Source organism: Phyllobacterium sp. UNC302MFCol5.2 (assembly GCF_000686005.1).
Lineage (GTDB): Bacteria > Pseudomonadota > Alphaproteobacteria > Rhizobiales > Rhizobiaceae > Phyllobacterium > Phyllobacterium pellucidum.
In genome coordinates this window covers 624,004-648,540 of the sequence record NZ_JMLL01000010.1, presented here as the reverse complement: position 1 = coordinate 648,540, position 24,537 = coordinate 624,004, and the positions used below count along the sequence as shown (strand labels likewise).

General features: G+C 59.2%; 27 protein-coding genes and 2 tRNA genes. 19 read left to right on the top strand and 10 right to left on the bottom strand.

Annotated elements, in window-relative coordinates; all coding sequences use genetic code 11:
* The first annotated feature begins 89 nt into the window (after positions 1-89).
* Positions 90-278 carry a hypothetical protein gene (locus BR48_RS0105135; RefSeq protein WP_027230320.1) on the top strand — a complete coding sequence of 63 codons (189 nt, stop codon included), beginning with the start codon at positions 90-92 and terminating at the stop codon, positions 276-278.
* A gap of 69 nt (positions 279-347) precedes the next feature.
* On the opposite strand, the gene BR48_RS0105130 is transcribed toward BR48_RS0105135, so the two are convergent.
* Entirely contained in the window at positions 348-965 is a 618-nt protein-coding gene (locus tag BR48_RS0105130) for an FMN-dependent NADH-azoreductase (RefSeq protein ID WP_027230319.1), read from the bottom strand.
* Positions 966-1,090: 125 nt separating this feature from the next.
* On the opposite strand from BR48_RS0105130, the gene BR48_RS0105125 reads away from it, so the two are divergent.
* Entirely contained in the window at positions 1,091-1,996 is a 906-nt protein-coding gene (locus tag BR48_RS0105125) for a LysR family transcriptional regulator (RefSeq protein ID WP_027230318.1), read from the top strand.
* A gap of 138 nt (positions 1,997-2,134) precedes the next feature.
* On the opposite strand, the gene BR48_RS0105120 is transcribed toward BR48_RS0105125, so the two are convergent.
* Genes BR48_RS0105120 through BR48_RS0105110 form a run of 3 tightly spaced genes read right to left on the bottom strand, consistent with a single transcriptional unit; the run spans position 2,135 to position 5,882 of the window.
* A complete protein-coding gene (locus BR48_RS0105120; protein WP_027230317.1) occupies positions 2,135-4,429 on the bottom strand; it encodes a xanthine dehydrogenase family protein molybdopterin-binding subunit in 2,295 nt (764 codons plus the stop codon).
* Entirely contained in the window at positions 4,426-5,409 is a 984-nt protein-coding gene (locus BR48_RS0105115; protein ID WP_027230316.1) for a xanthine dehydrogenase family protein subunit M, read from the bottom strand. The genes BR48_RS0105120 and BR48_RS0105115 overlap by 4 nt, the downstream gene beginning before the upstream one ends.
* Positions 5,406-5,882, bottom strand: coding sequence for a (2Fe-2S)-binding protein (locus tag BR48_RS0105110; protein ID WP_027230315.1), 477 nt, complete (start codon positions 5,880-5,882; stop codon positions 5,406-5,408). Before BR48_RS0105110 ends, BR48_RS0105115 begins: the two co-directional genes overlap by 4 nt.
* A 207-nt stretch (positions 5,883-6,089) precedes the next feature.
* Here BR48_RS0105110 and BR48_RS0105105 point away from each other — a divergent pair, with 207 nt between their 5' ends.
* Both BR48_RS0105105 and BR48_RS23845 read left to right on the top strand, forming a co-directional pair.
* Positions 6,090-6,710, top strand: a complete 621-nt coding sequence (locus BR48_RS0105105) for a TetR/AcrR family transcriptional regulator (RefSeq protein ID WP_051614554.1) — start codon at positions 6,090-6,092, stop codon at positions 6,708-6,710.
* Between the two features lie 101 nt (positions 6,711-6,811).
* Positions 6,812-7,402, top strand: coding sequence for a hypothetical protein (locus tag BR48_RS23845; RefSeq protein ID WP_051614552.1), 591 nt, complete (start codon positions 6,812-6,814; stop codon positions 7,400-7,402).
* 284 nt (positions 7,403-7,686) lie between these two features.
* Here BR48_RS23845 and BR48_RS0105095 read toward each other — a convergent pair.
* Positions 7,687-7,761: transfer RNA gene (locus tag BR48_RS0105095), tRNA-Thr, on the bottom strand.
* A gap of 156 nt (positions 7,762-7,917) precedes the next feature.
* Between BR48_RS0105095 and BR48_RS25750 the strand changes: the two genes are divergently transcribed.
* From BR48_RS25750 to yacG, 9 genes are all read left to right on the top strand, one after another.
* Positions 7,918-8,115, top strand: coding sequence for a hypothetical protein (locus BR48_RS25750; protein WP_081815761.1), 198 nt, complete (start codon positions 7,918-7,920; stop codon positions 8,113-8,115).
* Positions 8,116-8,228: 113 nt separating this feature from the next.
* On the top strand, positions 8,229-9,518 hold the full coding sequence (gene murA, locus BR48_RS0105085; RefSeq protein WP_027230313.1) for a UDP-N-acetylglucosamine 1-carboxyvinyltransferase: 1,290 nt from the start codon (positions 8,229-8,231) through the stop codon (positions 9,516-9,518).
* A 152-nt stretch (positions 9,519-9,670) separates the two neighbouring features.
* The gene (locus tag BR48_RS0105080; RefSeq protein ID WP_027230312.1) at positions 9,671-10,108 is read left to right on the top strand and encodes a DUF2948 family protein; all 438 of its coding nucleotides are present in this window, start codon (positions 9,671-9,673) and stop codon (positions 10,106-10,108) included.
* Between the two features lie 20 nt (positions 10,109-10,128).
* A complete protein-coding gene (hisD, locus tag BR48_RS0105075; protein WP_027230311.1) occupies positions 10,129-11,421 on the top strand; it encodes a histidinol dehydrogenase in 1,293 nt (430 codons plus the stop codon).
* A gap of 7 nt (positions 11,422-11,428) precedes the next feature.
* Positions 11,429-11,914, top strand: coding sequence for a UPF0262 family protein (locus BR48_RS0105070; RefSeq protein ID WP_027230310.1), 486 nt, complete (start codon positions 11,429-11,431; stop codon positions 11,912-11,914).
* A 62-nt stretch (positions 11,915-11,976) separates the two neighbouring features.
* The gene (locus BR48_RS0105065) at positions 11,977-12,399 is read left to right on the top strand and encodes a low molecular weight phosphatase family protein (protein WP_051614812.1); all 423 of its coding nucleotides are present in this window, start codon (positions 11,977-11,979) and stop codon (positions 12,397-12,399) included.
* A gap of 126 nt (positions 12,400-12,525) precedes the next feature.
* A complete protein-coding gene (gene infA, locus BR48_RS0105060) occupies positions 12,526-12,744 on the top strand; it encodes a translation initiation factor IF-1 (protein WP_008122731.1) in 219 nt (72 codons plus the stop codon).
* Between the two features lie 33 nt (positions 12,745-12,777).
* The gene (locus tag BR48_RS0105055) at positions 12,778-13,404 is read left to right on the top strand and encodes a Maf-like protein (protein WP_027230308.1); all 627 of its coding nucleotides are present in this window, start codon (positions 12,778-12,780) and stop codon (positions 13,402-13,404) included.
* Between the two features lie 14 nt (positions 13,405-13,418).
* Entirely contained in the window at positions 13,419-13,622 is a 204-nt protein-coding gene (gene yacG, locus BR48_RS0105050; RefSeq protein WP_027230307.1) for a DNA gyrase inhibitor YacG, read from the top strand.
* Here the strand turns inward: yacG and BR48_RS23840 are convergent, their stop codons facing one another.
* The gene (locus BR48_RS23840; RefSeq protein ID WP_051614550.1) at positions 13,623-14,708 is read right to left on the bottom strand and encodes a Gfo/Idh/MocA family oxidoreductase; all 1,086 of its coding nucleotides are present in this window, start codon (positions 14,706-14,708) and stop codon (positions 13,623-13,625) included. It abuts the gene before it with no gap.
* Between the two features lie 192 nt (positions 14,709-14,900).
* On the opposite strand from BR48_RS23840, the gene BR48_RS0105040 reads away from it, so the two are divergent.
* Positions 14,901-14,976: transfer RNA gene (locus BR48_RS0105040), tRNA-Phe, on the top strand.
* A gap of 102 nt (positions 14,977-15,078) precedes the next feature.
* Here the strand turns inward: BR48_RS0105040 and BR48_RS0105035 are convergent.
* A complete protein-coding gene (locus tag BR48_RS0105035) occupies positions 15,079-16,119 on the bottom strand; it encodes a glycosyltransferase family 2 protein (RefSeq protein WP_051614548.1) in 1,041 nt (346 codons plus the stop codon).
* A gap of 553 nt (positions 16,120-16,672) precedes the next feature.
* On the opposite strand from BR48_RS0105035, the gene BR48_RS0105030 reads away from it, so the two are divergent.
* From BR48_RS0105030 to BR48_RS0105010, 5 genes are all read left to right on the top strand, one after another.
* A complete protein-coding gene (locus tag BR48_RS0105030; RefSeq protein ID WP_027230305.1) occupies positions 16,673-18,697 on the top strand; it encodes a BTAD domain-containing putative transcriptional regulator in 2,025 nt (674 codons plus the stop codon).
* Positions 18,698-18,730: 33 nt separating this feature from the next.
* Complete coding sequence (locus tag BR48_RS0105025) at positions 18,731-18,994, top strand: hypothetical protein (protein ID WP_027230304.1); 264 nt, start codon at positions 18,731-18,733, stop codon at positions 18,992-18,994.
* Between the two features lie 108 nt (positions 18,995-19,102).
* Entirely contained in the window at positions 19,103-19,570 is a 468-nt protein-coding gene (locus tag BR48_RS26125) for a hypothetical protein (RefSeq protein WP_155810809.1), read from the top strand.
* Between the two features lie 62 nt (positions 19,571-19,632).
* Positions 19,633-20,883: a YcaO-like family protein gene (locus tag BR48_RS23835; protein ID WP_051614546.1), complete on the top strand. Its 1,251-nt coding sequence runs from the start codon at positions 19,633-19,635 to the stop codon at positions 20,881-20,883.
* An 8-nt stretch (positions 20,884-20,891) separates the two neighbouring features.
* Positions 20,892-21,629 (top strand): TfuA-like protein, encoded by a 738-nt coding sequence (locus BR48_RS0105010; protein WP_027230302.1) that lies wholly within the window; start codon positions 20,892-20,894, stop codon positions 21,627-21,629.
* 440 nt (positions 21,630-22,069) lie between these two features.
* Here the strand turns inward: BR48_RS0105010 and BR48_RS0105005 are convergent, their stop codons facing one another.
* The 3 genes from BR48_RS0105005 to BR48_RS25410 all read right to left on the bottom strand — a co-directional run bounded on the left by BR48_RS0105005 (position 22,070) and on the right by BR48_RS25410 (position 24,285).
* Positions 22,070-22,303 carry a hypothetical protein gene (locus tag BR48_RS0105005; protein ID WP_139202545.1) on the bottom strand — a complete coding sequence of 78 codons (234 nt, stop codon included), beginning with the start codon at positions 22,301-22,303 and terminating at the stop codon, positions 22,070-22,072.
* Between the two features lie 666 nt (positions 22,304-22,969).
* Positions 22,970-23,452 carry a hypothetical protein gene (locus BR48_RS0104995; RefSeq protein ID WP_027230299.1) on the bottom strand — a complete coding sequence of 161 codons (483 nt, stop codon included), beginning with the start codon at positions 23,450-23,452 and terminating at the stop codon, positions 22,970-22,972.
* 20 nt (positions 23,453-23,472) lie between these two features.
* Positions 23,473-24,285 carry a response regulator transcription factor gene (locus tag BR48_RS25410; RefSeq protein ID WP_051614544.1) on the bottom strand — a complete coding sequence of 271 codons (813 nt, stop codon included), beginning with the start codon at positions 24,283-24,285 and terminating at the stop codon, positions 23,473-23,475.
* Positions 24,286-24,537: the final 252 nt, after the last annotated feature.

Below are 24,537 nucleotides of genomic sequence, written 5' to 3'. Positions count from 1 at the left end.
TGCCATTGAAGTCTTAAGGCTTGAAAAGGGGAACCTTCTTCTTGGGGAACGGTTGTTCTTTCAACGAGGCACTAGTTGGAGCTTGATTGATGGACGGCCGAAACCGTACCTACGAAAAAGAACTCTCGCAGATTTTGAGACGGCAGATTTCGCAGTCGTCCTACAGGTCGGCGATACGAGCTGCAGGTATCTACAAGGTTGATGAAACTGTCCCGGAAAGTCTTCTCGACCAGCTTAGGCGTCTTGATGACGCCGAGCGGACCTTGCGAAAGTCCTGACCAAATAAATTTTGTACAAAAAAAGAGGCGGGCCAAAAGCCCGCCTCTTTCGCGATCAGCGCATTACCCTTAGGCGGCAAGCGCCAGGTCGCTGGTAAGGTCGAGAGCCGACGATACGGCCTTGGCTTCTGCATCAGGACCCATCGCGACGCCCTCGATGCGGATGACTTCGACATCGGTCATGCCCAGGAAGCCAAGCGCAGTCTTGAGGTAAGGTACCGCATGATCGAATGCTGCTGCCGGACCGCTCGAATAGACACCGCCCGAAGCGATGACGATATAGACTTTCTTGCCTGTGACCAGGCCCTTGGGGCCTTCAGCGCCATAGCTGAACGTCTTGCCAGCGCGGGCGATATGATCGACCCAGGCCTTCAGCGTCGAAGAAATGTTGAAGTTGATGAGGCCCGTGGCGATAACGATGCTATCGGCGGCAAACAGTTCATCGACGATGGCATCCGATACGCCAACGACGCTCTGCTGACGCTCCGAACGGGATTCGACCGGGGTGTAAATGCCCGACGAATAGTCCGCATCGATATGCGGCAGCGGCTGGCTGGCAAGATCGCGCTTGACGATGGCGCTGCCGGGCGTCTTGGCCTGCAGCTTCTGGGCAAGTTCGGTAGCGACGCGCGTCGAATGCGAAGCGGCACCGCGGGGGCTCGATGTAACGAGAAGAATGGAAGACATAGCCTAAGTTCCTTCAATTGATATTCTCGGGTGAGAACTGATGATTGTAATTTGGTGCTCGACATCCATTTAGAAAACTGGGAAAATATCGATCAATTCCATCTAATAGATCGATAGGTCAGGCAATGCAGGCAAATCCGACGCTCGACCAGCTTCAGGTGTTCGTGACAGTTGCGGAGTCCGGCAGCTTTTCGGCTGCGGCGCGCAAGCTCAATCGCTCGCAGTCGGTGATCAGCTATACGATCGCCAATCTCGAAGCGCAGCTGGAACTGCAATTGTTTGAACGCGGCGGAACGCGCGAGCCCCGCCTGACGGAAACCGGTAAGGCCATGCTCGAGGATGCGCGGCGCATGGTATCCGTGCTGCAGAGCCTGCGTTCACGTGTCGAAGGACTGAAAATGGGCCTCGAAGCCGAGGTTGCCGTCGCCATAGACGTGTCGTTGCCGTCGCCGGTGATGACATGCGTGCTCAAGGCGTTCCAGGAACAGTTTCCGACAGTCAGCCTGCGCGTTCATGTCGGCGCGCTCGGCATGGTTTGGGATCTGGTACTGAAGAAACAGGCGGATTTCGGCATCGCCGGTCCACCTCTCAACGCCCATGACGAACTTGTGCTGGTGCAAATCGGCCAGACGGCCATGACTCCCGTTGCGGCACCGAGCCACCCGCTTGCGCTTTATGAGGGGCCGGTCCCGCTTTCCTTTATTCGCGATCATACGCAACTGGTCATTACCGATCTTAGCGAACAGACCAAGGGGCGTAATTTCGGCGTGTTTGCCTACAAGATCTGGCGCCTGACGGACGTCGGCACCAAATATGATCTCACCGTGGCCGGCCTCGGTTGGGGCGGCCTGCCGAAATGGATGGTGAATGATGATATCGCCGCCGGCCGGCTGGTGCAGCTCGATCTCGAACCCTATCCCGAGACCGAGTATCCGCTCTTGGCTATTTACCCTGTCGACCGGCCGCTCGGACCGGCCTCGAACTGGCTGATCGATCGGTTCAAGCAGGAATTGGGGCGGTTTGGGAGCTGACTGAAACAGTCACCATGCCCCCTCCGGGTCCGCCCAGGCCATCCTCGGGCTTTTGTCCCGAGGATCCATGAAGGGCAGGGCAACGGGAGCGTCAATAGAAGTATCAACGCGATCCGTAGCTCGCCGCAGCGGCCCCCTTCAAGTCAGCTTGTCCATTGTAATCGGCAAATCGCGCACCCTTACGCCCGTAGCGTGATAGACCGCATTGGCGATGGCCGGCGCGACCCCGACGATGCCGAGTTCGCCCACCGCCTTGCCGCCGAGCACCGATGCGTGCGTATCGGGTATGCCGACCGAGATCACCTTGAGGTCCGGAATGTCTGCATTGGTCGGCACGAGATAGTCCCCGAGATTATTGTTGATCACCCGCCCGTTGCGCGCATCGACAATGCCTTCTTCAAGCAGGGCCTGACCGATGCCCATGATGATGCCACCCTTCCATTGGCTTTCGGCGAGCTTCGGATTGTAAAGCCGGCCCGAGTCCAGCGCCGAGACCATCCGCGCCACCCGGACGGTGCCGAAATCGGCATCGACCCGCACCTCGACGAAGTGGACGCACCAGCTGTGCAGCGAGTAGTCGCCATCGGTCGGCGACAGCATCGTCGTGATGGTGGTGAAGTTGCGGAAATGATCTTTCTCGTTGCGCAGGTTCTCCGGCAACGTATCGCGCAGAGCTTCGATCCGCTCGCGGCCCGTCCGCTGCATGATTTCAGCAATGCCGACGCCGGCGCCGGTATCGCGCGGCGACGATATTACGCCGTTCTCAACAATGAGCGTATTCGCCTGGAGGTCGCGGAACGGCGAATTTGGATCGTTGATGGCGAGACCGATCAACTCGTCGCGTGCGGCGAGCGCCGCCTTGTGCACGGCGCCGGTGATCAGGTTGGCGAACTGCGAACCGCCAGCGACGGGCGCCCGGGGCAGCGACGAGTCGCCGAGCTTGACCCGCACTGTCTCGACTGGAACGCCGATTGCCTCGGCAGCCGTTTGCGCCAGGATAGTATAGGTGCCCTGGCCCATGTCGATGCCGCTGCTGGCGACCTCGACGGAACCGTCGCCAAGGATACGCACCAGTGCTTCGCCTGGGGTGCGTCGTACGGGGTACGTGCCGGCTGCGACACCGTAGCCGATGAGCTGATTCCCTTCGCGCATCGAACGCGGTTTTGGCTGGCGCGCGCTCCAGCCGAAGGCCTCCGCTCCGGCCGCATAGGCTTCGCGCAGGCGGCGGGTCGACCACGGCTTCCTGGCATGCGGGTCTTCCTCGGCGTAGTTGAGAAGTCGAATCTGCACCGGGTCGATCCCGACTTCATAGGCAAGTTCATCGATCGCGCATTCAATGCCGAAGGCGCTGGGGTTCTCGCCGGGCGCGCGCAAGGCGCCGGGCTTCACCGTGTTGACGGGAACGACGTTCTGGCGCGAACTGAAATTCGGCGTGGCATACATGATCGACGTCACCGAGCCCAGCGGCTCGACTTGAACGGCTTTCATCGAAGTTTCGTTGGCGCCTGTCTGGACGATGGAAACGAGCTTGCCGTCGCGCGTTGCACCGAGTTCGATCGTCTGGCGTGTCGCCGGCCGGCCGCCATAGGCCGTAAAGGTCTGCGCCCGCGTGACCGCGAGCTTCACCGGACGGCCGAGCATGCGCGCAGCATTGATGGCGATGGCGCCGTGTTCGAGGGCGAGCGCCTTTGATCCGAAGCCACCGCCGATATAGGGCGAGCGCAACTCAACGTTTTCGAAGGGGATGTCGAACCACTCCGCATAGGTCCGCGCCATGCCGTCGATCCACTGGCTGGGCTCCCAGACCGTCAGCCTGTCGCCTTTCCACTCCGCAATGAGCCCATGCGGTTCGATCGGCACATTATACTCGCGCGGGGTCCGGTATTCATGCTTGATGCGGATAGGGGCGTTCGCAAGCGCGCCATGCGCGTCGCCCCATTCGATTGTCATCCGGTCGAGTGGCATTCCGTCCCCGGCCTTGGGATCACCGAGGCCCGCGATCGCCGGCGCCTCTTCGTAGTAAACCTTGACCAGCGCCGCTGCCGCCGTTGCCTGCTCGAAGGTTTCGGCAATGACAGCCGCGATATGTTGGCCGGCAAAGGTGATGCTACGGGCCAGCGGTTCGTAGGGCGCATCGGAAGGCGGCGTGTTGAGCCAGTCGGTTGCCGATTTGATCGGCAGCGCATTATCGGGGGTCATTACCAGCAGTACGCCCGGCGCGCGTTCGGCGGCACTTGCGTCGATGGAAACGACGCGGCCCGACGCGATCGCGCTTTCGACGAGGACGGCGTGTACCATGCCTTGCGGATGGTGCTCGAGGGCATAATCGGCAAGGCCGGTTATCTTTGCCGGGCCGTCGATGCGCGACAGACGTCCGCCCAAGGCGCCGTCGGCGGCGTCCCCACGCTTTGCTCTGGTTTCAACGATGGTCATGCCGCAGCTCCAATCTTGAGGATGGCGCGTTCGACGACGCGCGGGGCAAGTTCGATCTTGTAATGGTTGGCGCCATGGTCGATCGCGCCCTCGACGGCCAAACGGCTCGCCTCCTTGATAGCGTCGTGCTCGAAGGCCGTGCCGCGCAAGGCGTCCTCGACAGCCCGCGCGCGCCAGGGTTTTGTAGCGATTCCGCCAAGGGCGATGCGAATGTCGGTGATAGTCTGCCCATCCCCGCCAAGTTCGATGCCGACGGCGGCGCTCGCCGCGGCAAATTCATAGGATTGCCGGTCCCGCACTTTCAGGAAGGTCGAGCGCCGCGCCGCTGGCGAAGCCGGGATCGAGATCGCGGTTATGATTTCGCCGGGGCGCATGGCGTGTTCCTTGTCCGGCGTTGCGCCCGGCAACAAGAAGAAATCATCGACGGGCACCTGGCGGTCGCCGAGATGCACAAGAGCATCGAATGCCGTCAGTGCCACCGCAAGATCGCCAGGATAGGTGGCGATGCAGGCGTTGCTGCCGCCGAGCACCGCATGCGAGCGGTTGACGCCGGTCAGTGCGGCGCAGCCGCTACCGGGGTTTCGCTTGTTGCAATTGGGAAATGTAGCCGGATCGCGAAAATAGGCGCAGCGCGTGCGCTGCAGGACGTTGCCGCCAATCGTCGCCATATTGCGAATCTGGGCCGAGGCCGCCTGCCAAAGCGCCTCGGAGATTGCCGGGAACTCGCCCTTGATTGCAGGGTCCTCGGCAACGCGGCTCATGCGCGCGAGTGCGCCGATCGTGGCGCCCTCGCCGTCGATGCGCACCACATCGAGGCCTTTGAGATGGCTTATATCGACAACGCGCTCCGGCTCGGCCACGCCGCATTTGGCAAGGTCGATCAGGGTGGTACCGCCGGCAAGCAGCATTGTCGCCGGCATTGCGGCGGCGCTTAGCGCCTCGTCAATCGTAGCGGCGCGAACATAGGAAAAATCCCTCATGACAGCTCCTTTGCAGCTTCGCGCACGGCATCGACTATGTGCGGATAGGCGCCGCAACGGCAGAGGTTGCCGGACATGTATTCCCGGATTTCATCGTCGGAGCCGGCATGACCCTCGCGAATGCAGGCGACTGCGGACATGATCTGTCCGGGCGTGCAATAGCCGCACTGGAAGGCGTCATGCTCGAGAAACGCGGCCTGTACCGGATGCAGCGTGTCGCCGGGCGCGGAAAGGCCCTCGATCGTTTCGATCTTGCTGCCTTCGACCTGTGCGGCGAGCGTAAGGCAGGAGAGGACGCGTTCGCCGTCCACATGCACCGTGCAGGCGCCGCACTGGCCGTGATCGCAGCCTTTCTTGGTGCCGGTCAGTTCCAGATGTTCGCGCAAGGCGTCGAGCAGCGTCACGCGCGCCTCAACTGTCACTTGCCGCGACTTGCCGTTAATGTCGAGATTGAGGCTGATTTGATTTGTCATCGGCGTCTTGACTCCGTTCTGACGACAGTAAGTCCCGAGGGTCGCCGGACGTTCCACGAGCAAAAGCCCAAAAAACATGACACGACGGGTCCAGATAGGGTATTAGTTCAGAGATCACGCTATAATCGGAGGTGCCTCCGTTTTTGAAACATAGCGGTTGGCCGAGGGTGGTTCAAGCCCCAGCTTTGTATTTTTGGAGTTCGACAATTGGGAAAGGGAATATCCCCGCCGGAGAAAGCGATCGAGACAAAGGCACCGAGGCCGCTGCGCGCCGATGCCAGCCGCAATCGCGACAAGCTGGCCGAGATTGCCGGCCATGTCTTTGCCGAGCGCGGCGGCAACGCTTCGCTTGAGGAGATTGCCCGGCAGGCCGGCGTCGGCATCGGCACGCTCTACAGGCATTTCCCGACGCGCGAACATCTGGTGGAGGTCGTCTACAGGCGGGAGGTCGAAGGGTTATGCGCCGCCGCGGACGAACTCGCAATCCATAACGCGCCGGATGCGGCGCTCGGCGAATGGATGCAGCGTTTCGTCGATTACATCGCCGCCAAGCGCGGCATGGCCAATAGCTTGCGCATTCTATTCGACGGCAATTCGCAAGTTTTCGCCAATACGTCCGGAATGGTCGCGGGGGCCTTGCGCAAGCTTGTAGACGCGGCGGTGGCCGATGGCTCGATCCGCAGCGACATCAACAGCGCCGACCTCCTGCAGGCGCTCTCAGGCATATATTCGGCGCCGGACACCCCTGAATGGCGCGAACAATCGCGCCGCCTCGTCTCTTTGCTGATGGACGGATTGCGCTGGGGTTCGAAGAAGGCGCGGTTGTAAGCGCTTGAAATCCTATTTGATCGCATTCGGGCGGTTCCTGCCACACTCGGGCCGCAAACGCACGTTGAGTTGACATAGGGTCGCATATCAGGAGGTGGAATATGAAGCAGCTCAAGTTCGGTCTCGTTGCAACCGCTTGTCTAGGGTTGGTTTTGGCAGGAACGGCCACCGGCCAATACAATTTGGTGGGACAAGCTTTCGCCGACAAGGGTGGCAATGGCAATGGGGGCAACGGCGGCGGTCATGGAAATGGCGGCAAGGGCGGCAACGGCAAGGGCGACAGCGGAAATCACGGCGGCAAATCGTCGGGCCAGTCCAAGGCGTCCAGTCACGCCAAAACAGCCAGCTCCAATGATAAATCGAAGGTTCAACACGACAAGTCCAAGCTGCAGAAGGCTTCGGTCAAGGTTAGCGATGATTTCGTCGTTGACGACGATGACGATAACACGCTTGGCGCGTTGAATGCGGCGCATGCTTCGGCGCGGGCGCGGGAACGGGCGGCGCCGAATTCCTCGGTTGGCAAGATTGCAACTTATGAGCGAAACCGAGAAGCAGCCTTGGCATTGGCAGACCCCGTTATGCGCGATCATGCGCTCGATGACGCCGTATCGCGGCTCGAGTCGGATTTCGGACGGACCCTGACGGACGACCAGATTGGTCAGGTCAATGCATTGCTGGATGCCAGACAGTAGACTTTTTGGTTCACCGAGGGTGACCTTGGACAGCGGCCAAGGTCGCTGTTCGCGCCGAGCCGTCGCTCCGGACATTCTTCGGTCCTTACTCAATATGTTGCATCTGGCTGCGCCCATCCAACGGGCCGAGGGGACCCATTGTGATCAAAGCAGCGTTGTTGTTCGTCCCTAGCTGTTCCAACCCCTCATAATCGACACGCGGTAGCTTTCCAGCGACTGCAATCGTCAACAAGTTTCTAAGCCAATAAAGGAGGGAAGGATGTGGGAGTTGATGAGCGATTCGCTGGTGCTGCGAGAGAGGATTGAACTCTCGACCTCTCCATTACCAATGGAGTGCTCTACCACTGAGCTACCGCAGCCGATTTGCGAACGCGGCGGACTTCTGCCATATCATTGGTGAAATCGCAAGCAAGCAATCGCAATCTTTTTGCACCCGATTATCCATAAGGCGCCTAAGCCACGTCTGCTTGTGGATAAATTGGCACCTTATTCGTCCGGGATATGTGGGACAGGACATGAATTCGTCGTCGAAAAACCCGAATCGCGAACAATTAAGTCGCGAGAAGCGACGCTCGGATGAGCTTCGCGCCAATCTTGCACGGCGCAAGCAACAGGCGCGTTCGCGCCGCGCCGGCGCCGCCGACGACCGGGACGAGGGGATTGTCGCGGCCGCGGAAAAACCTGCCGGTTCCTCCAAAGGGGACCATGATTGACCGGAAACCGGTCATAAGCCTTTCTTGAACCATTCCGTGGGATGGTTTACAGCAACCGGCTCCGCATGGGGCTCAAACGTTAGGACGGGGACTTTCCCGCGAAAGTGATAGATATGGATCGCATCAAGATTGTTGGCGGTAACAAGCTCAACGGCGTCATTCCGATTTCCGGCGCGAAGAATGCGGCCCTGCCGCTGATGATCGCCTCGCTGTTGACCGATGATACGCTGACGCTCGAAAATGTCCCGCATCTCGCCGATGTCGAACAGCTGATCCGCATCCTCGGCAATCATGGCGTTGACTATTCCGTCAACGGCCGGCGCGAGCGCCAGGACGGCGCCTATTCCCGCACCATTCATTTCAGCGCCCGCCATATCGTCGATACGACAGCTCCCTACGAACTCGTCTCGAAAATGCGCGCGAGCTTCTGGGTGATCGGCCCGCTGCTCGCCCGCATGGGCACCGCCACCGTATCGCTGCCGGGTGGATGTGCCATCGGCACGCGTCCGGTCGATCTTTTCATCGATGGCCTGCGGGCGCTCGGCGCCAACATCGAAATCGAGAACGGCTACGTCAAGGCGACTGCGAAAGGCGGCCTCGTCGGCGCGCGCTTTGCCTTCCCCAAGGTTTCCGTCGGCGCGACCCACGTGTTGATGATGGCGGCGACGCTCGCCAAGGGCGACACGATCATCGAAAATGCCGCGCAGGAGCCAGAAGTCGTCAATCTTGCGGACTGCCTCAATGCGATGGGCGCCAAGGTCAGTGGCGCCGGGACGGCGACGATCACCATCGAGGGCGTCACCAGCCTTTCGGGCGCGCGCGTCCGCGTCATCCCTGATCGCATCGAGACCGGCACCTATGCGATGGCCGTTGCCATGACCGGCGGCGACGTCATCCTTGAAGGCGCCGACGCGAACCTCCTGCAGGCGGCCCTGACGACGCTTGGCCAGGCAGGTGCAGAAATCTCCGAGACAAATTCCGGCCTGCGCGTCGTTCGCAATGGCCACGGCATCATGCCCGTCGATGTGACGACGCAGCCGTTCCCAGGTTTCCCCACCGATCTGCAGGCGCAGTTCATGGGTCTGATGACCAAGGCGAAGGGAACGTCGCACATTACCGAGACGATCTTCGAAAACCGCTTCATGCACGTCCAGGAGCTGGCGCGCCTCGGTGCCAGGATTTCCCTTTCAGGCCAGACGGCCAAGATCGAGGGTGTCGACCGGCTGAAGGGCGCACCCGTCATGGCGACCGACTTGCGTGCCTCCGTGTCCTTGGTCATCGCTGGCCTTGCCGCCGAGGGCGAAACGGTCGTCAACCGCGTCTATCACCTCGATCGCGGCTTCGAGCGGCTCGAGGAGAAGCTCACCCGTTGCGGCGCCGAGGTTCAACGCATCAGCGACTAGGCGTCGCGATCAGTGGCGCAGGGTCTCGATCCGAACTCGCTCCGGATTTTGCCAAGTCTGTAATTCCATTTGTCCGCACTTTCCTCTAACAGGAAAGGGTGTGCGGCGCCGGGACGGTGCCGCGCCTCGGTTAAGCTGTGCATAGGGTAGACATGGACACTTTGAAACTCATCGCGCTCGATGAGGAAGATCTGCAGATTCTTTCCGCGCATCTGCAGGATTCCGTGCTCAAGGTGAGCGATATCGATTACCTTACCGCCGAGAAAAAGCTCGTTCTCGCCGTCAATCGCTTCGTCTGGGAACTCGCCGCCGACGGCAAGCGCCATCGCAGCTTCGAGCGTCGCCGGACGGCCGTCCTTTTCGATCGCGTCATGAGCGTCAAGGCCACGGGGATCGATCGCAAGTACAAGGATGACATCCTGTCGCTGCTGGCGATCCGCTTTATCGTCGGCGACGCGCCGTCGGGCGAGGTCGAGCTGACCTTTGCCGCCGGCAAGGCCCTGCGGGTCGAAGTCGAGGCCATCGAGGCGCAACTCACCGACCTTGGCGGCGCCTGGGAGACCCCGTTCAAGCCCGACCATGATGCCTGACCGGCAAAGGAGCAATTGACGTGGCCATTGTCCTCAAGCAGTCGCAACCGGATTTCGAGGCGGCGTTTTCTGCCTTCCTTTCCACCAAGCGCGAGGTCTCGGAAGATGTGGACCGCGCGGCTGCCGAGATCATTCAGCGCGTGCGCGCCGACGGTGACGCGGCGCTGATCGAATATTCCCGGCGTTTCGATCGCATCGATCTCGCAACGCATGGCATTGCAATTTCGCCGGCCGAGATCGATGCCGCGGTTGCCTCGGCGCCGGCAGTGACCGTGGAAGCGCTGACGCTCGCGCGCGACCGTATTCACTCCCACCACGCGCGCCAGTTGCCCAAGGACGATCGCTACACGGATGAGCTCGGGGTCGAACTCGGCTCGCGCTGGACCGCTGTTGAATCGGTTGGGCTCTATGTTCCAGGCGGCACCGCGAGCTACCCGAGCTCGGTGTTGATGAATGCCGTTCCGGCCAAGGTCGCCGGCGTCGAGCGCGTCGTCATGGTCGTGCCGTCCCCGGATGGCAAGCTCAATCCGCTCGTCCTCGTTGCGGCCCGGCTTGCGGGCGTTTCGGAAATATATCGCGTCGGCGGCGCGCAGGCGATCGCAGCGCTCGCCTATGGCACCGAGACGATCGCGGCTGTGGTCAAGATTGTAGGTCCGGGCAACGCCTATGTGGCCGCCGCCAAGCGCCGTGTCTTCGGCACGGTTGGCATCGATATGATTGCTGGTCCATCGGAGGTGCTGATACTTGCCGACAAGGAGAATGATCCGGAATGGATCGCGGCTGACCTTTTGGCCCAGGCCGAACATGACAGCGCCGCGCAGTCGATCCTCATCACCGACGACGCCGCTTTCGGCGAAGCTGTCACTGCAGCGGTCGAGCGGCAACTCCTTGCCCTGCCGCGCCGGGAGACCGCGAGCGCGAGCTGGCGCGATTTCGGCGCGGTGATTCTGGTAGACGATCTCGAAGCCTCGCTCCCCCTCGTCAACCGGATCGCCGCCGAACACCTCGAGATTGCCACGGCCGAGCCGGAAAAGCTTCTCGCAGGCGTGCGCAATGCCGGCGCGATCTTCGTCGGCCGTCATACGCCCGAAGTCATCGGCGATTATGTCGGGGGCTCGAACCATGTGTTGCCAACGGCGCGGTCGGCACGCTTTTCGTCCGGTCTTTCAGTGCTTGACTATATGAAGCGAACCTCCATCCTGAAGCTTGGCGCCGATCAGTTGCGCGTACTGGGCCCGGCCGCAATCGAGCTTGCGCGCGCGGAAGGACTTGATGCGCATGGCAGATCGGTAGCGATCCGGTTGAACCTTTAGGACGATAATGACAGCAACGGGCGATACCGATGCACGGCTGATCGATGTAGAACTGGACGAGACGATCGGCCGTTCGACACCGGATGTCGAGCATGAGCGCGCTGTTGCGATCTTCGATTTGATCGAGGAGAACAGTTTTCGTCCCGTAAACGACGAGGGTCCCGGGCCGTACCGTCTCAAGTTGTCGCTGGTCGAATCGCGGCTGATCTTCGCGATCGCGCGCGAAAACGGCGACGATGTCGTTACGCACATCCTGTCGCTGACGCCGCTCCGCAAGGTGGTCAAGGACTACTTCATGATCTGCGAAAGCTATTACGAAGCCATTCGTTCGGCGAGCCCGAGCAAGATCGAAGCGATCGACATGGGGCGGCGCGGCCTGCATAATGAGGGCTCGCAGACGCTGATGGATCGCCTGAGCGGCAAGATCGAGGTGGATTTTGATACCGCGCGCCGCATCTTCACCCTGGTTTGTGTGCTGCATTGGCGGGGATAGGCGAACCGACGCCCGTCGGTCCGGAGCAGTTGCCGGACGATGAAGGGCCCGCCAAATCCGCGATGCCAGGCGCGGTGCTGTTCATCTGCGGCCAGAATTCGATCCGCTCGCCCATGGCAGAGGCGCTTGCGCGCAGCCTTCTGCCCTCTTCCGTCTATGTTGCCTCTGCGGGCGTCGAGAAGGGCGAGCCCGATCATTTCGTCGATGAAGTTCTGGCGGAGATCGGCCTCAAGCGCATTGCTGTCCAGCCGCGGACCTTCGAGGAACTGGAGGATCATTATTTTGACCTCATCATTACATTGTCGCCCAAGGCGCACCATATGGCACTTGAGTTGACCCGGACGACGTCAGTGCATGTGGAATATTGGCCGACGCCCGATCCGACGCTCGTACGCGGGCGCCGCACCCAGATTCTCGATGCCTATCGCGACGTGCGCAACAACCTGAAACGCCACATCGAGGAACGTTTCAAGGCGGCGAACTGACCCGCCAAACCCTTGCGTGCATTTGCTGAACTCCGTTGTTCACAAATGGCGCGCAATACTATAGGTTCCGCCCAAAATTGCGGTCGAGCACGACCACAAATTGCCCTTTCGGAGATAGAACTACGCATGGCGAAAGAAGAAGTACTAGAATTTCCCGGCCTCGTGACGGAACTGCTGCCCAACGCGATGTTTCGCGTCAAGCTTGAAAACGATCATGAAATCATCGCCCACACGGCAGGCCGCATGCGCAAGAACCGCATCCGCGTTCTTGCCGGCGACAAGGTCCTTGTCGAAATGACCCCCTACGATCTGACCAAGGGTCGCATCACCTACCGCTTCAAGTAATCGGCCCGGATCCCGTCCGCAGGAAATGCCTTGATGAGCGATCAGCCAAAATTCGTTCTTGCGTCCGGTTCGCCGCGTCGTCTTGCCCTGCTGGGCCAGATCGGCATCGAACCTGACCGCCTGCTGCCTGCCGACGTGGACGAGACGCCACTGCGCGCCGAACACCCGCGCTCGCTGGCACGCCGCCTGTCCCGCATCAAGGCGGAGCGGATCGCCGAGGAGTTGAAGGGCGATGCCGAGTTCGGTGAAGCCTATATCGTCGCCGCCGATACGGTGGTCGCCGTAGGACGGCGCGTCCTGCCGAAGGCCGAAATCCTCGATGACGCCACCGCATGCCTTCGCCTTCTCTCCGGCCGCTCCCACCGCGTCTATACCGGGCTTTGCCTGATCACGCCGAAGGGCAAGCAGCGCCAGGACCTCATCGAGACGCGCGTCCGCTTCAAGCGTCTTTCGCGCGAGGAACTGGAGAGTTATCTTGCGTCAGGTGAGTGGCGCGGCAAAGCCGGCGGCTACGCCATCCAGGGCCTCGCCGGAGGTTTCGTCGTCAAGCTGGTCGGCTCCTACAGCAATGTGGTCGGCCTGCCGCTCTATGAGACCGCGAGCCTCTTGCATGGCGAAGGCTACCCCGTCTATGCCAATTGGCAGAATTCAGGTCATTGAGGGGATCGGATCCCGTGACTGACGATAACAAGAGCACAGCCAAGGTCATGCCGCTTCGGCCGACGCGTCCTTGCCCCGAATGCAAGCGCCCGCCGCACCGCGAACATTATCCCTTCTGTTCGGCGCGCTGCCGCAATGTCGACCTCAACCGCTGGTTGACCGGCGCCTATGTGCTGCCGGCGGTCGAAAGCGCCGACGACAGCGACGGCGAGGATTGATCAGAGCTTTATGATGCGCTGTGTTGCCGGCTGCGACAGCACGATGTTGACGGCGCGAAGGGCATTGATGCTGTCGGCAAGCGGCATGAGTTCAGCGCCCGTCTTGCCGGCCCGTATGGCCGCCATGACCGCCATTGTCTGAAATTGCAGACCTGTGCCTGAGAAGGGGTGATCTTCGATCACCCGCCCGGGAATAGGCAGCCGGGCGAGGAGGTTGCCGAGGACGCCGCGCGTTGCCGGCAGGGGCCCGAATGGCGGCGTCAGCGCAAAGCCATGAAAGGTGGTCAGGCTGCGCGCGCCGGTAAATGGCGCGTCGATCCGGATCGCGCCTTTGGCGCCTTCAATGACGAAGTGATTGGCTCCATCCTCATCGAGGCCTGAGGATAGCCTGGCTTCCGCCTCATCGTAGTGCAGAGCAATTTCGCAGCGCATATCCACGCCGTTGGGCGCGGCGTGCCAGAGGCCGGAGACCTTCTGCGGCTGGCCCAGGAAATGCATGGCGAGCGAAACGCAATCGGTGCCGAAGGTGAGCCCGGCGCCGCCGCCGAGCGAGCGGTTGAAGAACCGGCTTTCGGCGTCGAAGGCGTGCAATACCGACAGCTCGGCCGTGATCCGCCGTACCGCACCTATTTCGCCGGCATCGACCTTCTTCTTGGCCGCAATCACAGCGGGCAGGAAGCGCGCCGAGGACGCTTCCATGGCGAGGATATTGCCGCGTGCGGCTTCGCGCTGGATAACGGCGGCTTCCGTGTGCGAAGGGGCAAGGGGTCTATCGATCAGCACCGGCTTGCCCGAACGCAGCGCCTTCAGCGCCTGTGCGAGATGCAGCGAGCTCGGTGTTGCGATGTAGACGGCGTCGATGGCGGGATCTGCGATGAACGAATCAAGGTCGGCATAGGCGGATACGCTGCCGAAAGTCTCGCGGAATTTTTCAGCGCTGGAGAGCATTCTCGAATGATTGGCGATGAGCGCCGCATCGGGAAGCAGCGAAAGATCGGACGCGAAACGGCGGGCGCTCTCCCCGCTGCCAATAATTCCCCAGCCAAAGGCCCCAGCCTTGGCGGACTTCTCCCCCATCTCGACCATGTGTTGCGAATCCCGTCTCCAATGCCATCAACAAACGCATCAATGCATGCCCTTGGCAAGAGGCAGAAAAACGGCAAAAAATTCGCGAGTTGATGCTGGACAGGATGATTTTTAGTGTTATAACCCACGCGCTTCTGACGGAAAGCCAACCCCGTCCACAAGCTTTGCCGGACAACGGAAAAGCCCTGAAGTGCCCAGATAGCTCAGTTGGTAGAGCAGCGGATTGAAAATCCGCGTGTCCGTGGTTCGAATCCGCGTCTGGGCACCACTTTTCTTTTGTGACATCCCCGATTTTCGAACCCATCCGCGCCAATGTCGTGGCAAAACGACTGTCTCCCCGCGAATGACCCTATGACCGGCTGCCCCAGTACTATGCGGTGCCCCGCAAATCCAGCATGAAGCCGCGTTCGACGAGGTCTTCGGAACCGCTAAAGCGCAGTGACCCGGGGTAGGCGAGCGAGAAGTCTTCAGAAAAATGCGGGGAGGCGAGAATGGCGCCGTAATGGGCGCCGCCATCGGCATGGCCGCCAACTTCGACTATCTTGCGAAATTCGTCGATGGAGTCGGATGAAAAGCGGTAGTGCAGCAGGACACCCGTGATCGGCGTGAAATTTCGCATCGATGGCGCCGGTCCATGGATGCTTCCGAGGCGGTAATGCGTTGCGTCATCGACCCACAGCAATGGAAACTTCGACAGGCGCATGTCGCGGCCAAACAGACGTTGCCGCGGGCCGCCACGCAACGCACTGCCGTAGCGCTCGTGCTTGACCGTGTAGCCATCGCCGTCAAAGTGGGATGAGACCTCGAAAGGCCATTTGCTGCCATCATCGACGAAGACGCCGCTGCTCAGCGAGCCCGCCGGATAGATGTCGATCATCGGGCAATGCGCCCGCGACATGCCGGCGCGTTCAAGATCGCCGATAAAATCGCGGATCAAGCGGCTCTCCGAGCCCGGAAAGACTAAAAATTCGTCGGCGTCGAGCGACAGGTACCAGCGATTGCGGCCATATATGTCGAAAAAAGCATCGCGCCAGTCCTTGCCGCGATCGGTATCCTTGTACTCGAACTCCGAACTGTAGAGATCGACGTCCGGCTGGTTGGAAAGCGCCGCGGTCGTGCCATCAACCGAGCGGTCGTCGATGATGATGAAGCGGGTGACGCCGAGCGAGCGGTAATAGCGCAGGAACGAACGGATGTAGTTGTTGGCGTTCCTGACGACGCAGATCGCCGGTATATCGTGTTCTAAGAGCGGATGGTGCGGCCCGGATTGCCGCACAAGCTTCGGGTCGTTCACGCGAACCCCGATTTTGGATTTCGCGTGCCGAAAGTAGGATTTCAGCTTCCGGACGACAGGCACGCTCCCCTGCTTGTGCCAATCGGCAGTGCGTTTGACGGGGTATTTGAAACTCATGCTGGTCCGATCCTCTGTCCCGCCTTCAACTACGCGAAACCAGAAATTGCAAGCGCAATCTTTATCGGTGGAACCTTTGGATAGTTGCAGGGTTTCCCTTTGCGCACGAAAGAGCGCGAAAGCTAACTGCCGGATCCGGTAAAGCTTTCGGTCGTTCTCAAGCGCTTGGATGGGCAAAGTTTTACAATCGCATGAAAGCTTGAGGTTGAAAGAAATCGGTTTCACTTTGGCAAATCAATATTTGCGGTTGCAGTATTATTGTCATATAAACCCGCCATTGTCGGGTAGAGCCGCGCTGCCACTGATTTAGTCCACACGGGGCCTTTAGGGGCGAACATGCTGGGAAATCAGGGCGGTTAGGAGAAATTCATCAAAGAAATTGGGTTGGAATCAGGGAAACCTTAATTCCTATTTATTAGACTTTTGTCGTAGAGACCCTATAGTGAACTACTTCAAGCTATAGTAGAGTTAGCTTATAAGAAGCATGGCAACAACTACGGCGACAGGGCAACGGCATACAGAAAAGCAAATAAAATCTGGGGTTTAGCATAGAATGAAACTGACGGTTTTTGGAGAGGCGACTGTTAGTCTGGGCGGCCAGCCTGTGCCGCGCGTCCCCGCAAATTTCCTTCGCATCGTCGTCTATCTGCTGCTCGTCAATGCCAGCCATTCCGTCTCGCGCGGCAAGCTCTCGCAGGTGCTTTGGTCCGATACGGATCAGGCCCATGCATCGATGAACCTGAGGCAAAGTCTCGCCCGCATCCGCAAGTTCCAGGAACAGTACGGCCTGAACCTTATTCAGGGCGATGCAACCTACGTCTACCTCAACCTGTCGCAGGTGAAGGCGGAGTTGTTGAGCATCGACCTTCTCGAATACATCAACAATGCGCGCCGGGGCGATATCGAATCCGTCCTTGCCCTTTGCGAGCTCTACAAGGGCGATCTGCTTGCGCCCAACGAGCCGCAGAATTCCGATTTCGACGAGTGGCTCGACATCGAGCGCGTGCGCCTGCGCGACGACATGATCACGATGCTGCTCGGCATGGTCAACCAGCCTGTCGGCGTCAGCATCGATGAAAAGCGCCAATGTGCGCGCAAGCTCATCGAGATCGACCCCTACCAGGAAGTCGGCTACCGCACCCTGATGCAGACAGCCTCGCAACTCGGCCTCATCGCCAAGGTGGAGCGCACCTTCCGCGAATGTACCAAGCGCCTGCGCGACGATCTCGACGTCGATCCCGAAGAAGAAACCGTCGAACTTTACCAGCAACTCCTGCCCAAGCTTTCGCCCGCAACGACCCGCAGCCTGATCCTCCCGCTTGCGCAACAGCCCTCCAACGGCAATGGCCTGGAAATCCAGACGCCGCGCGCAATGCAGGCGAAACATCAGATAGAACAGAACAAGCAGGTGGGCCTGCCGCGGCTGATGGTGCTCTATATGCATCACAATGCCGCCGATCCCATGGAGCAGCTTGCCGCCTCGCTGGTCGACGACATCACCATCGGCCTTTGCCGCCTGCGCACAATCTCCGTGCTCGCGCCCTATACCTCGGCGCGGGTGGTCACCGAATCGCCGATCGAGAGTTTCGGTGGGCTGAACGATCAGTTCGGCGTCAACTATGTGGTCGACAGCAAGATCACCCGGCGCGATGGCTTCTGCTTCCTCTCGGTCAAGCTTGTCGATGTGGCGACACAGGAAATCGTCTGGGCCGAGAAGCAGAAGTTCGATTATGTCTTGCCCGAGCAGCAATATCGCCAGCTTTCGATCCGTATCATCCTCTCGGTCGTCTCGGTCATCGAGAAGTCGGAACTCGACCGCTACAACCGCCTGATCCAGGATCCGAACGCCTATTACTGGTATCTGGTCGGCAAGCGCGATATCGACAAGTTCGATCTCTCGAAGCTGCGCCAATCGCGCCAGTCGTTCAAGAACGCGCTGACCGCCTCGGCGGATTTCGTGCCGGCGCTGAGCGGCATTGCCCGCACGATGCAAAAGGAATGGCTGATGCTGGCGCGCAGCGACAAGGACATCCTTATCGAAGGCGAAAAGGTTGCAAAGCGCGCGGCTCCCACTGATCCAGACGATGAACGGCCTCTGCGCGAACTCGGCACCATCAGCATGTATCTGGGCAAATTTGACGATAGTCTTGAGTATTTTGATCAGGGATCAACAATAAATCCCCAGCACGCAGACCTTCTGGCCGACTATGCCGATGCGCTGACGCATTATGGTTGGTTAGAGCAGGCTGTTGAGAAAATCCACCAAGCTATCGCACACAACCCTTTGGCCCCAGACTATTATTATTGGGTGGGAGGTGGTGCCTTGCACAACTTGGAGCGTCACGAGGAAGCATTGGCGCTGTTGCAGCAGATGCAAAATCCGCGTGCGGCAGCAAGGTTGATCGCTGCATGCTGGGCAATGCTTGGTGAGCGCGAGAAAGCCGAGGAATACAAAAACTACGCCCTCGAGGACAGTCCGAACTTCAAAATTGATGACTGGATTGGTGGTTTGGGCGTGAGGTTGCCCGAGCAGCGAAAGAGATACGAAGCTGCACTCCGGGAAGCCGGGTTTCAATAGGTTTTTAGTCCAACAACAGGAGGATCGCTCTGAATGGCCAAATATTTCATTATCGGTGAGACGGGAAGCAACGACCTTTGGCTGGTCGATGTAGATAATCGCAGCGTTGAACCAGTAACGGACGCGGCACTCCAAAAGGCAGGTGCTGCAGACCCTGGGTTTATCGGAGTTGTAGACAAGGCTCGCAGAAATGGAATCACTACCATAAAGGGAGTTAGCATAGCAATCGCAACAAATAGTCGATCCGAAGCAGAAACAGAGTCTTTTTTCGTTGACCCGGATCCCCGTAAAAAATAAGTAAGAATCTTTGCTAAAAACGATCGCTAAGTAACAGTTCTCCTTGATCTGTTTCAGAATCGTCATACCTTTGCCATGTGGGCTCTCCTTCATAGAAAGGTTATTCGCATGGCAAAGTTTTATATCGTGAACGACGTGGATTCCAACAAGCTCTGGCTTGTAAATACGGAAACCCGAACTGCTGAGTGTCTTGATCGTGATTTGATCGGTTCGCTGGGATTGGCCGGTCAGGAGTTTCTTTCTTCAATGGGCGGATTGTTGAACGACCGCATTGCTGCAAGCGACGGCCGTAGCGATGCGTCAGATCGCGCTTTTTCTTTCGACGGGCGGAGTGATCCATCAGATCGTATGCTTTCCTGCGACGGCCGTAGCGATGCGTCCGATCGTGCTTTTTCGTTCGACGGCCGCAGTGACGCGTCAGATCGCGCTTTTTCGTTCGACGGCCGCAGTGACGCGTCCGATCGTGCTTTTTCGTTCGACGGTCGCAGCGATGCGTCTGATCGTGCGTTTTCCTTCGATGGCCTTTCCAATGCGTCCGATCGATCGATCTCTACACATCACGCAGGGTTGAACTGACGAGAACGGCATTCGGAGTTGATTTGTGTTGAATGCGTAATGTGCGGCCAGATGGAGTTGCAATGAAACCATTGGCCGGGGTTCGCGATCGGTTGGCGGCTGACGAAGCAAGGCTTCGCACCGCCTTCCGCGCCGGCGAACCATCCTCCACGCGTCTGATCGATGCGGATGCGACGGTAAATCGTTTGCGTCCGCATTTTTCTGCGCTCGGCATCGTGCGCATGGCAGAGGTCACCGGCCTCGATCGCATCGGCATTCCCGTGTGGATGGCTGTGCGGCCCAACAGCCGCACCCTCGCCGTCAGCCAGGGCAAGGGCGTCACCGCGGCCCACGCCCGCGCCTCGGCGGTCATGGAAGCGGCGGAAATCGCCATAGCCGAAAACATTCCGGTGGCTTCCTTTGCCGCCAGCCGCCGCGCCTTGCGCGATGCTGGCCACGAAGTCTTTGACGGGCGCATGCTGCTGATGCGCGGCGCGGACGAGGCCGGCCCCGACGAGACCGATCATTGGCTCGAAGGCTACGATCTTCTGAAGGACAGGCCGGTTTTCGTGCCGCGCGAACTGGTGACGCTCGATTTCACGGCGGAGCGGCAGTCCTTCCACTATTGCCAGTCGACCGACGGCCTTGCTTCCGGCAATTGCCTGCTCGAGGCGGTGATTCACGGGCTTTGTGAGCGTGTCGAACGTGACGCCACCGAACTGTGGCGCTTCCAGCGCGATGCCGGCGTTCATGCGCGCTGTGTGGATCCCGCGGTTTTTGCCGATGCCGGCATCGACTGGATGGCCGAGCGCATCGCGGCGGCAAATTTCGTCCTGCGGCTCTTCAACACGACATCCGATATCGGCCTGCCGGTATTCATGGCGACGATCAGCCCCGCCACCCAGCACGGAACCTACCTGCATTTCGACCTCGCCGCCGGCTATGGCTGCCATTTGTCGCCGCGCGTTGCCGCCATGCGCGCCATCACCGAGGCGGCGCAGACCCGCATCACCAATATTTCCGGCGCCCGCGACGATTTCGACCCGTCGGAATATCACCAGCGCCTCGCACCCGACCTTGCCGTCTACATACATGCGACGCCTTCGGACCATTGGCGTTTCGAGGAGCCGGAGCCGCATGCGCGCGCCGGCCTCGAAACCTATCTCGAACCGCTGCGTCGGTGCGGCATCGGCAGCGTCATCGCCGTGCCGCTCGGCGGCGAAGCCTATGGCATGTCGGTGTGCCGCGTGCTCGTGAACGAGCTTGAAAGTCCCGCCGGCACGCGCAAGCACCGTTTCGGCGGGCGTGCGCTCAACGCCATGCTGCGGCAGTAGGAGGGGCGATGCAGGTTCTCTTTGCAGGTCCGAGCCTGTCCGGCACCAAATTCGTGCCGCTGAAAAGCGGCGAGGATAGGGTTCTCCCTGAATATGGCCTGACGTGCCGCGGCCCGGCGAAATGCGGCGACATTACCCATGCGGTCGATCAGGGCTTTGACGTCATTGCGCTCGTTGACGGACGCTTCGAGGATGTCGCGGCCGTCTGGCACAAGGAGATTCTGCACGCCCTCTCGGCCGGCGCGACGGTTTACGGCGCGGCGAGCATGGGTGCGCTGCGCGCCGCCGAGTGCCACCCCTTCGGCATGATCGGCATTGGTCATGTTTTCGAGCGCTATGCCCATGGCGGGCTCGAGGACGATGCGGCGGTCGCGCAGGTGCATGCGCCTGCCGAATTCGGCTATCTTGCCTTCAGCGAAGCCATGGTGACCGTCGACGCCACGCTCGACGCCGCACTCGCCGCTGGCTCCATTCATCGGGACGAGCATGAGCTGATCCGCGCCAGGGCGGATGCAGTGTTCTTCAAGGAGCGCAGCTGGCGGCGCATCTTTGACGCTGTCGCTGCGGATATCGAAAATCCGGCTGACCGGCTGAAGCCGCATATGCGCAACATCAAGCGCGAGGATGCGGAAGCCCTGCTCGGCATCCTCTTGGAAGGCCAGCCTTCGGCTCCTGGAGACGTTTCTCCTGAATTCGCCGGATGGCGCTTCAACGCGACGACGCAGTGGCGCAAACTTCGCGGCTGAAGGCTTCTATCTCCTGAAATGATAACTGGCGCAGTTCAAAGTGTTCGGGACGACACCGCCGGAAGCCGATATCACATGAATGAATTCGGTCTAATTGCGCCTAGACCCAATTAATTATCCGAATCTGCGACTTTAGTCGCAAAAACGCGGTTTGAGTCACGCTTGCGTAACGGGAGCATTCATAGTCTCAACCCGTGGTCGCAAGTTTAACGCATGAAAACAAAACAAAAAAGCATTCAAGCGTGTGTGGGAGCAAGCGGGCAGTCAGTGGGGGACCTACGCCGGAATTCTATAGTATGCCAGTCAGAATTTCGGCGTAGCACCCCTGTCCCGGACCATAATCACTTCGATTCCATTCCAATCCCGACAGCGGGAAAATGCCCGTACCTCAGGTGAACGCGGCAAATGTTGTGCGCTGAGCATCGTGATGGAAGATTTCCCTATTTCGACTGTTCGTCCTCATCGCCGGCTGCAAGCCATTGCACGAGAATGGCCACGGACATAGGTCCGAGATTCGGGATGAGCGTCAGGTCGAGCTGGCGCGCCCAGGCGCGTTCCGGCTCCCAGTCGGGAGCCATGTTCCATGGCGTGCCGCCATATTCGATCCACAAGGCATTGACGATCCGTGAATGCACTGTCTTGGATGGGCAGAAGTTTTGCAGGCGGTTACTCATGATACCCTTGGCATAATGTTGCGTGAAATTGCATTTTCTGTTCACTCGGTGGGCTTTAGGCCCGGTCGACATTCGCCGCGGAACGGGAAGTGCAACGACTGAACGCGTTGTCACGCATGGCCGGGTAAATTCCGGTCAGTACCACCAAGGACCCGTCAACGAGTCCGGCAATCGAAGCGATAGCGCGCCGTGTCTCTTCTTGATCCTGGCGTCGTATCGTCGTCTTTTTCCGCCGCTGTTTGTTCAGCGGTTCTGGCATGTGTGTCACGTTGCAGGCCCCCCAAAATGACCCTTTTCATTCTTGCCTGCGTCCTCCCCCACGGCGACGCAGAACGTTGCTTCATTCGTAGCCGCAGATTTAAGCGGCTAGGCGTTTCTTCTTCCACAAAAAGAAGCGCCTCTGGTTTTTTAGTGTACAAATCAGGAGAATTTTCGGATTTATATTTGAATATTAGCGGTTAGTCTTTGTATTTCACGATTTCCTCAATCATTGTACCAAGAATAGAGTATAGTATATTGATATTTCGTCAATAATTAATAATGATTAACGGTGCCGTAAACGCCATAGCAATAACTACTAGAAATGATGCAAAACGAGGTTCCATGCCGCGTCGGCGACATGGGCCGGTGCACCGGGAATCACGATGGATGGAACTGGGGGGCTCCTCATACCGGTATCCTATAGAGCTTGATGAACGCCCATATATCCCGATTTACTTCGATGATGGCATCGATCGTTGCCTGGATGCGCTGAAGCTCCTGGTCGTCCAGGGCTTCGACCTTGCCGTATTTGAGGTTGTCGTCCATGTCGACGATGCGCATCAGTTGCGTCGATGTCAGCACGCCAGCCTCATCGAACGAATAGATGCAATGGTTGTATTTGTTCCGCAGCCGCTGTTCGCGCGACATACGCCCGGTGATCTCGAGCACTGCGGCCTTGGTTTCAGGCGGCGTCGAACTGATCTTCGCCAGCCGTTCGATCAGATCGATGCGGGCACGCGTCGTGTTCAACGTCAGGAAGATGACGGTCGCCGCTTCCTTGTTGGTGTCCAGCAGGTGGGCAATCAGGTAGATGAACAGGCTTTCGGTGTTCGTCCACGTGTAGTTCAGTTTGCCCACCAGCATCAGTACGTCATTGATGCGGGACATTTGCCTTGCCTCGGATTAGCTCAGACGGCCTGGCTCATCACATATGTGCTCTGCGGATGCTGGAGTGGTGCGCTATACCCTCTAAAAGGGGGCCGGGCCTCCTCCTGATCGATACTGTCGCGATAGATCGCGGCAGCCTGGGTCCGGTTATGGACGCGCAGCTTGCGGATGAGATTATGGACGTGCACCTTCACCGTGTGCTCTGACAGGGCCAGCCGATCCGCGATGATCTTGTTCTGCAGTCCTTCAGAAAGCAGTTCGAGGATCTGATGTTCGCGAATGGTCAACGACTTCATCGGTCCGACCGCGCTCTTCGCCTGGCCGTTCGCACCTTGCGACTTGGCAGGCGCTGTCTTTTCCATCGAGCGAACGATGGTCGACGGATAGTATTCACCGCCATTCAGCAGCAGCCATACGACTGCAAGCCAGATGTCGAGCTTCAGGCTGAAGGGAAGCAATCCCTGGACCTGCTTACTGTCGAAGAGTGTATTGTATTCGTGAATGCCGGTGCTGTTTTCATCGATCATCAAAGTGATCGAAGCATGCGGAAAGCGATGCTTGCAACGTTCGACGCTATCTGCGAGATCGAAGGCGAAGCCGGCATGAATAAGGACGAGACCTGTGTTCTCATCCGATTCTTCGGTTTCGTTGAGCTTGCTCGAAAGGCGGATCTTCAGATCAGGGAAGGTGCGTTCCAGTGATTGAACCAATCCCTGGAAAACCACTCCAGCTTCGGCATAGATAAAGATGCCGTTTCTGAATTTAGAGCCGTCTTCATTCTTCGCCCCATGATGTACATGGTCCGACCTGGTATGCGATATTGTTGCGCTCATAATAAGCCCCTACGCCCTTTTAGTGAGGGAAGTATTTTCCCTCCGGATTTGTTTGCTCTTATTGTTTTTTTATTCGGGTGAGTTCGTTTATTTAGTGTCGTTCTGCTCCCTGCGCCTCAACTATCCCTGTTGATTAAGGAAGGATTAATAAATCGTGCGTGACACGGCCGTGACCACCGAAAACTCAATAGTTTGTTGTGCCTAGCAGGATGGGCGCCGGAAGGCGGAACTAGTGCGCGAAGGGCCACCTCG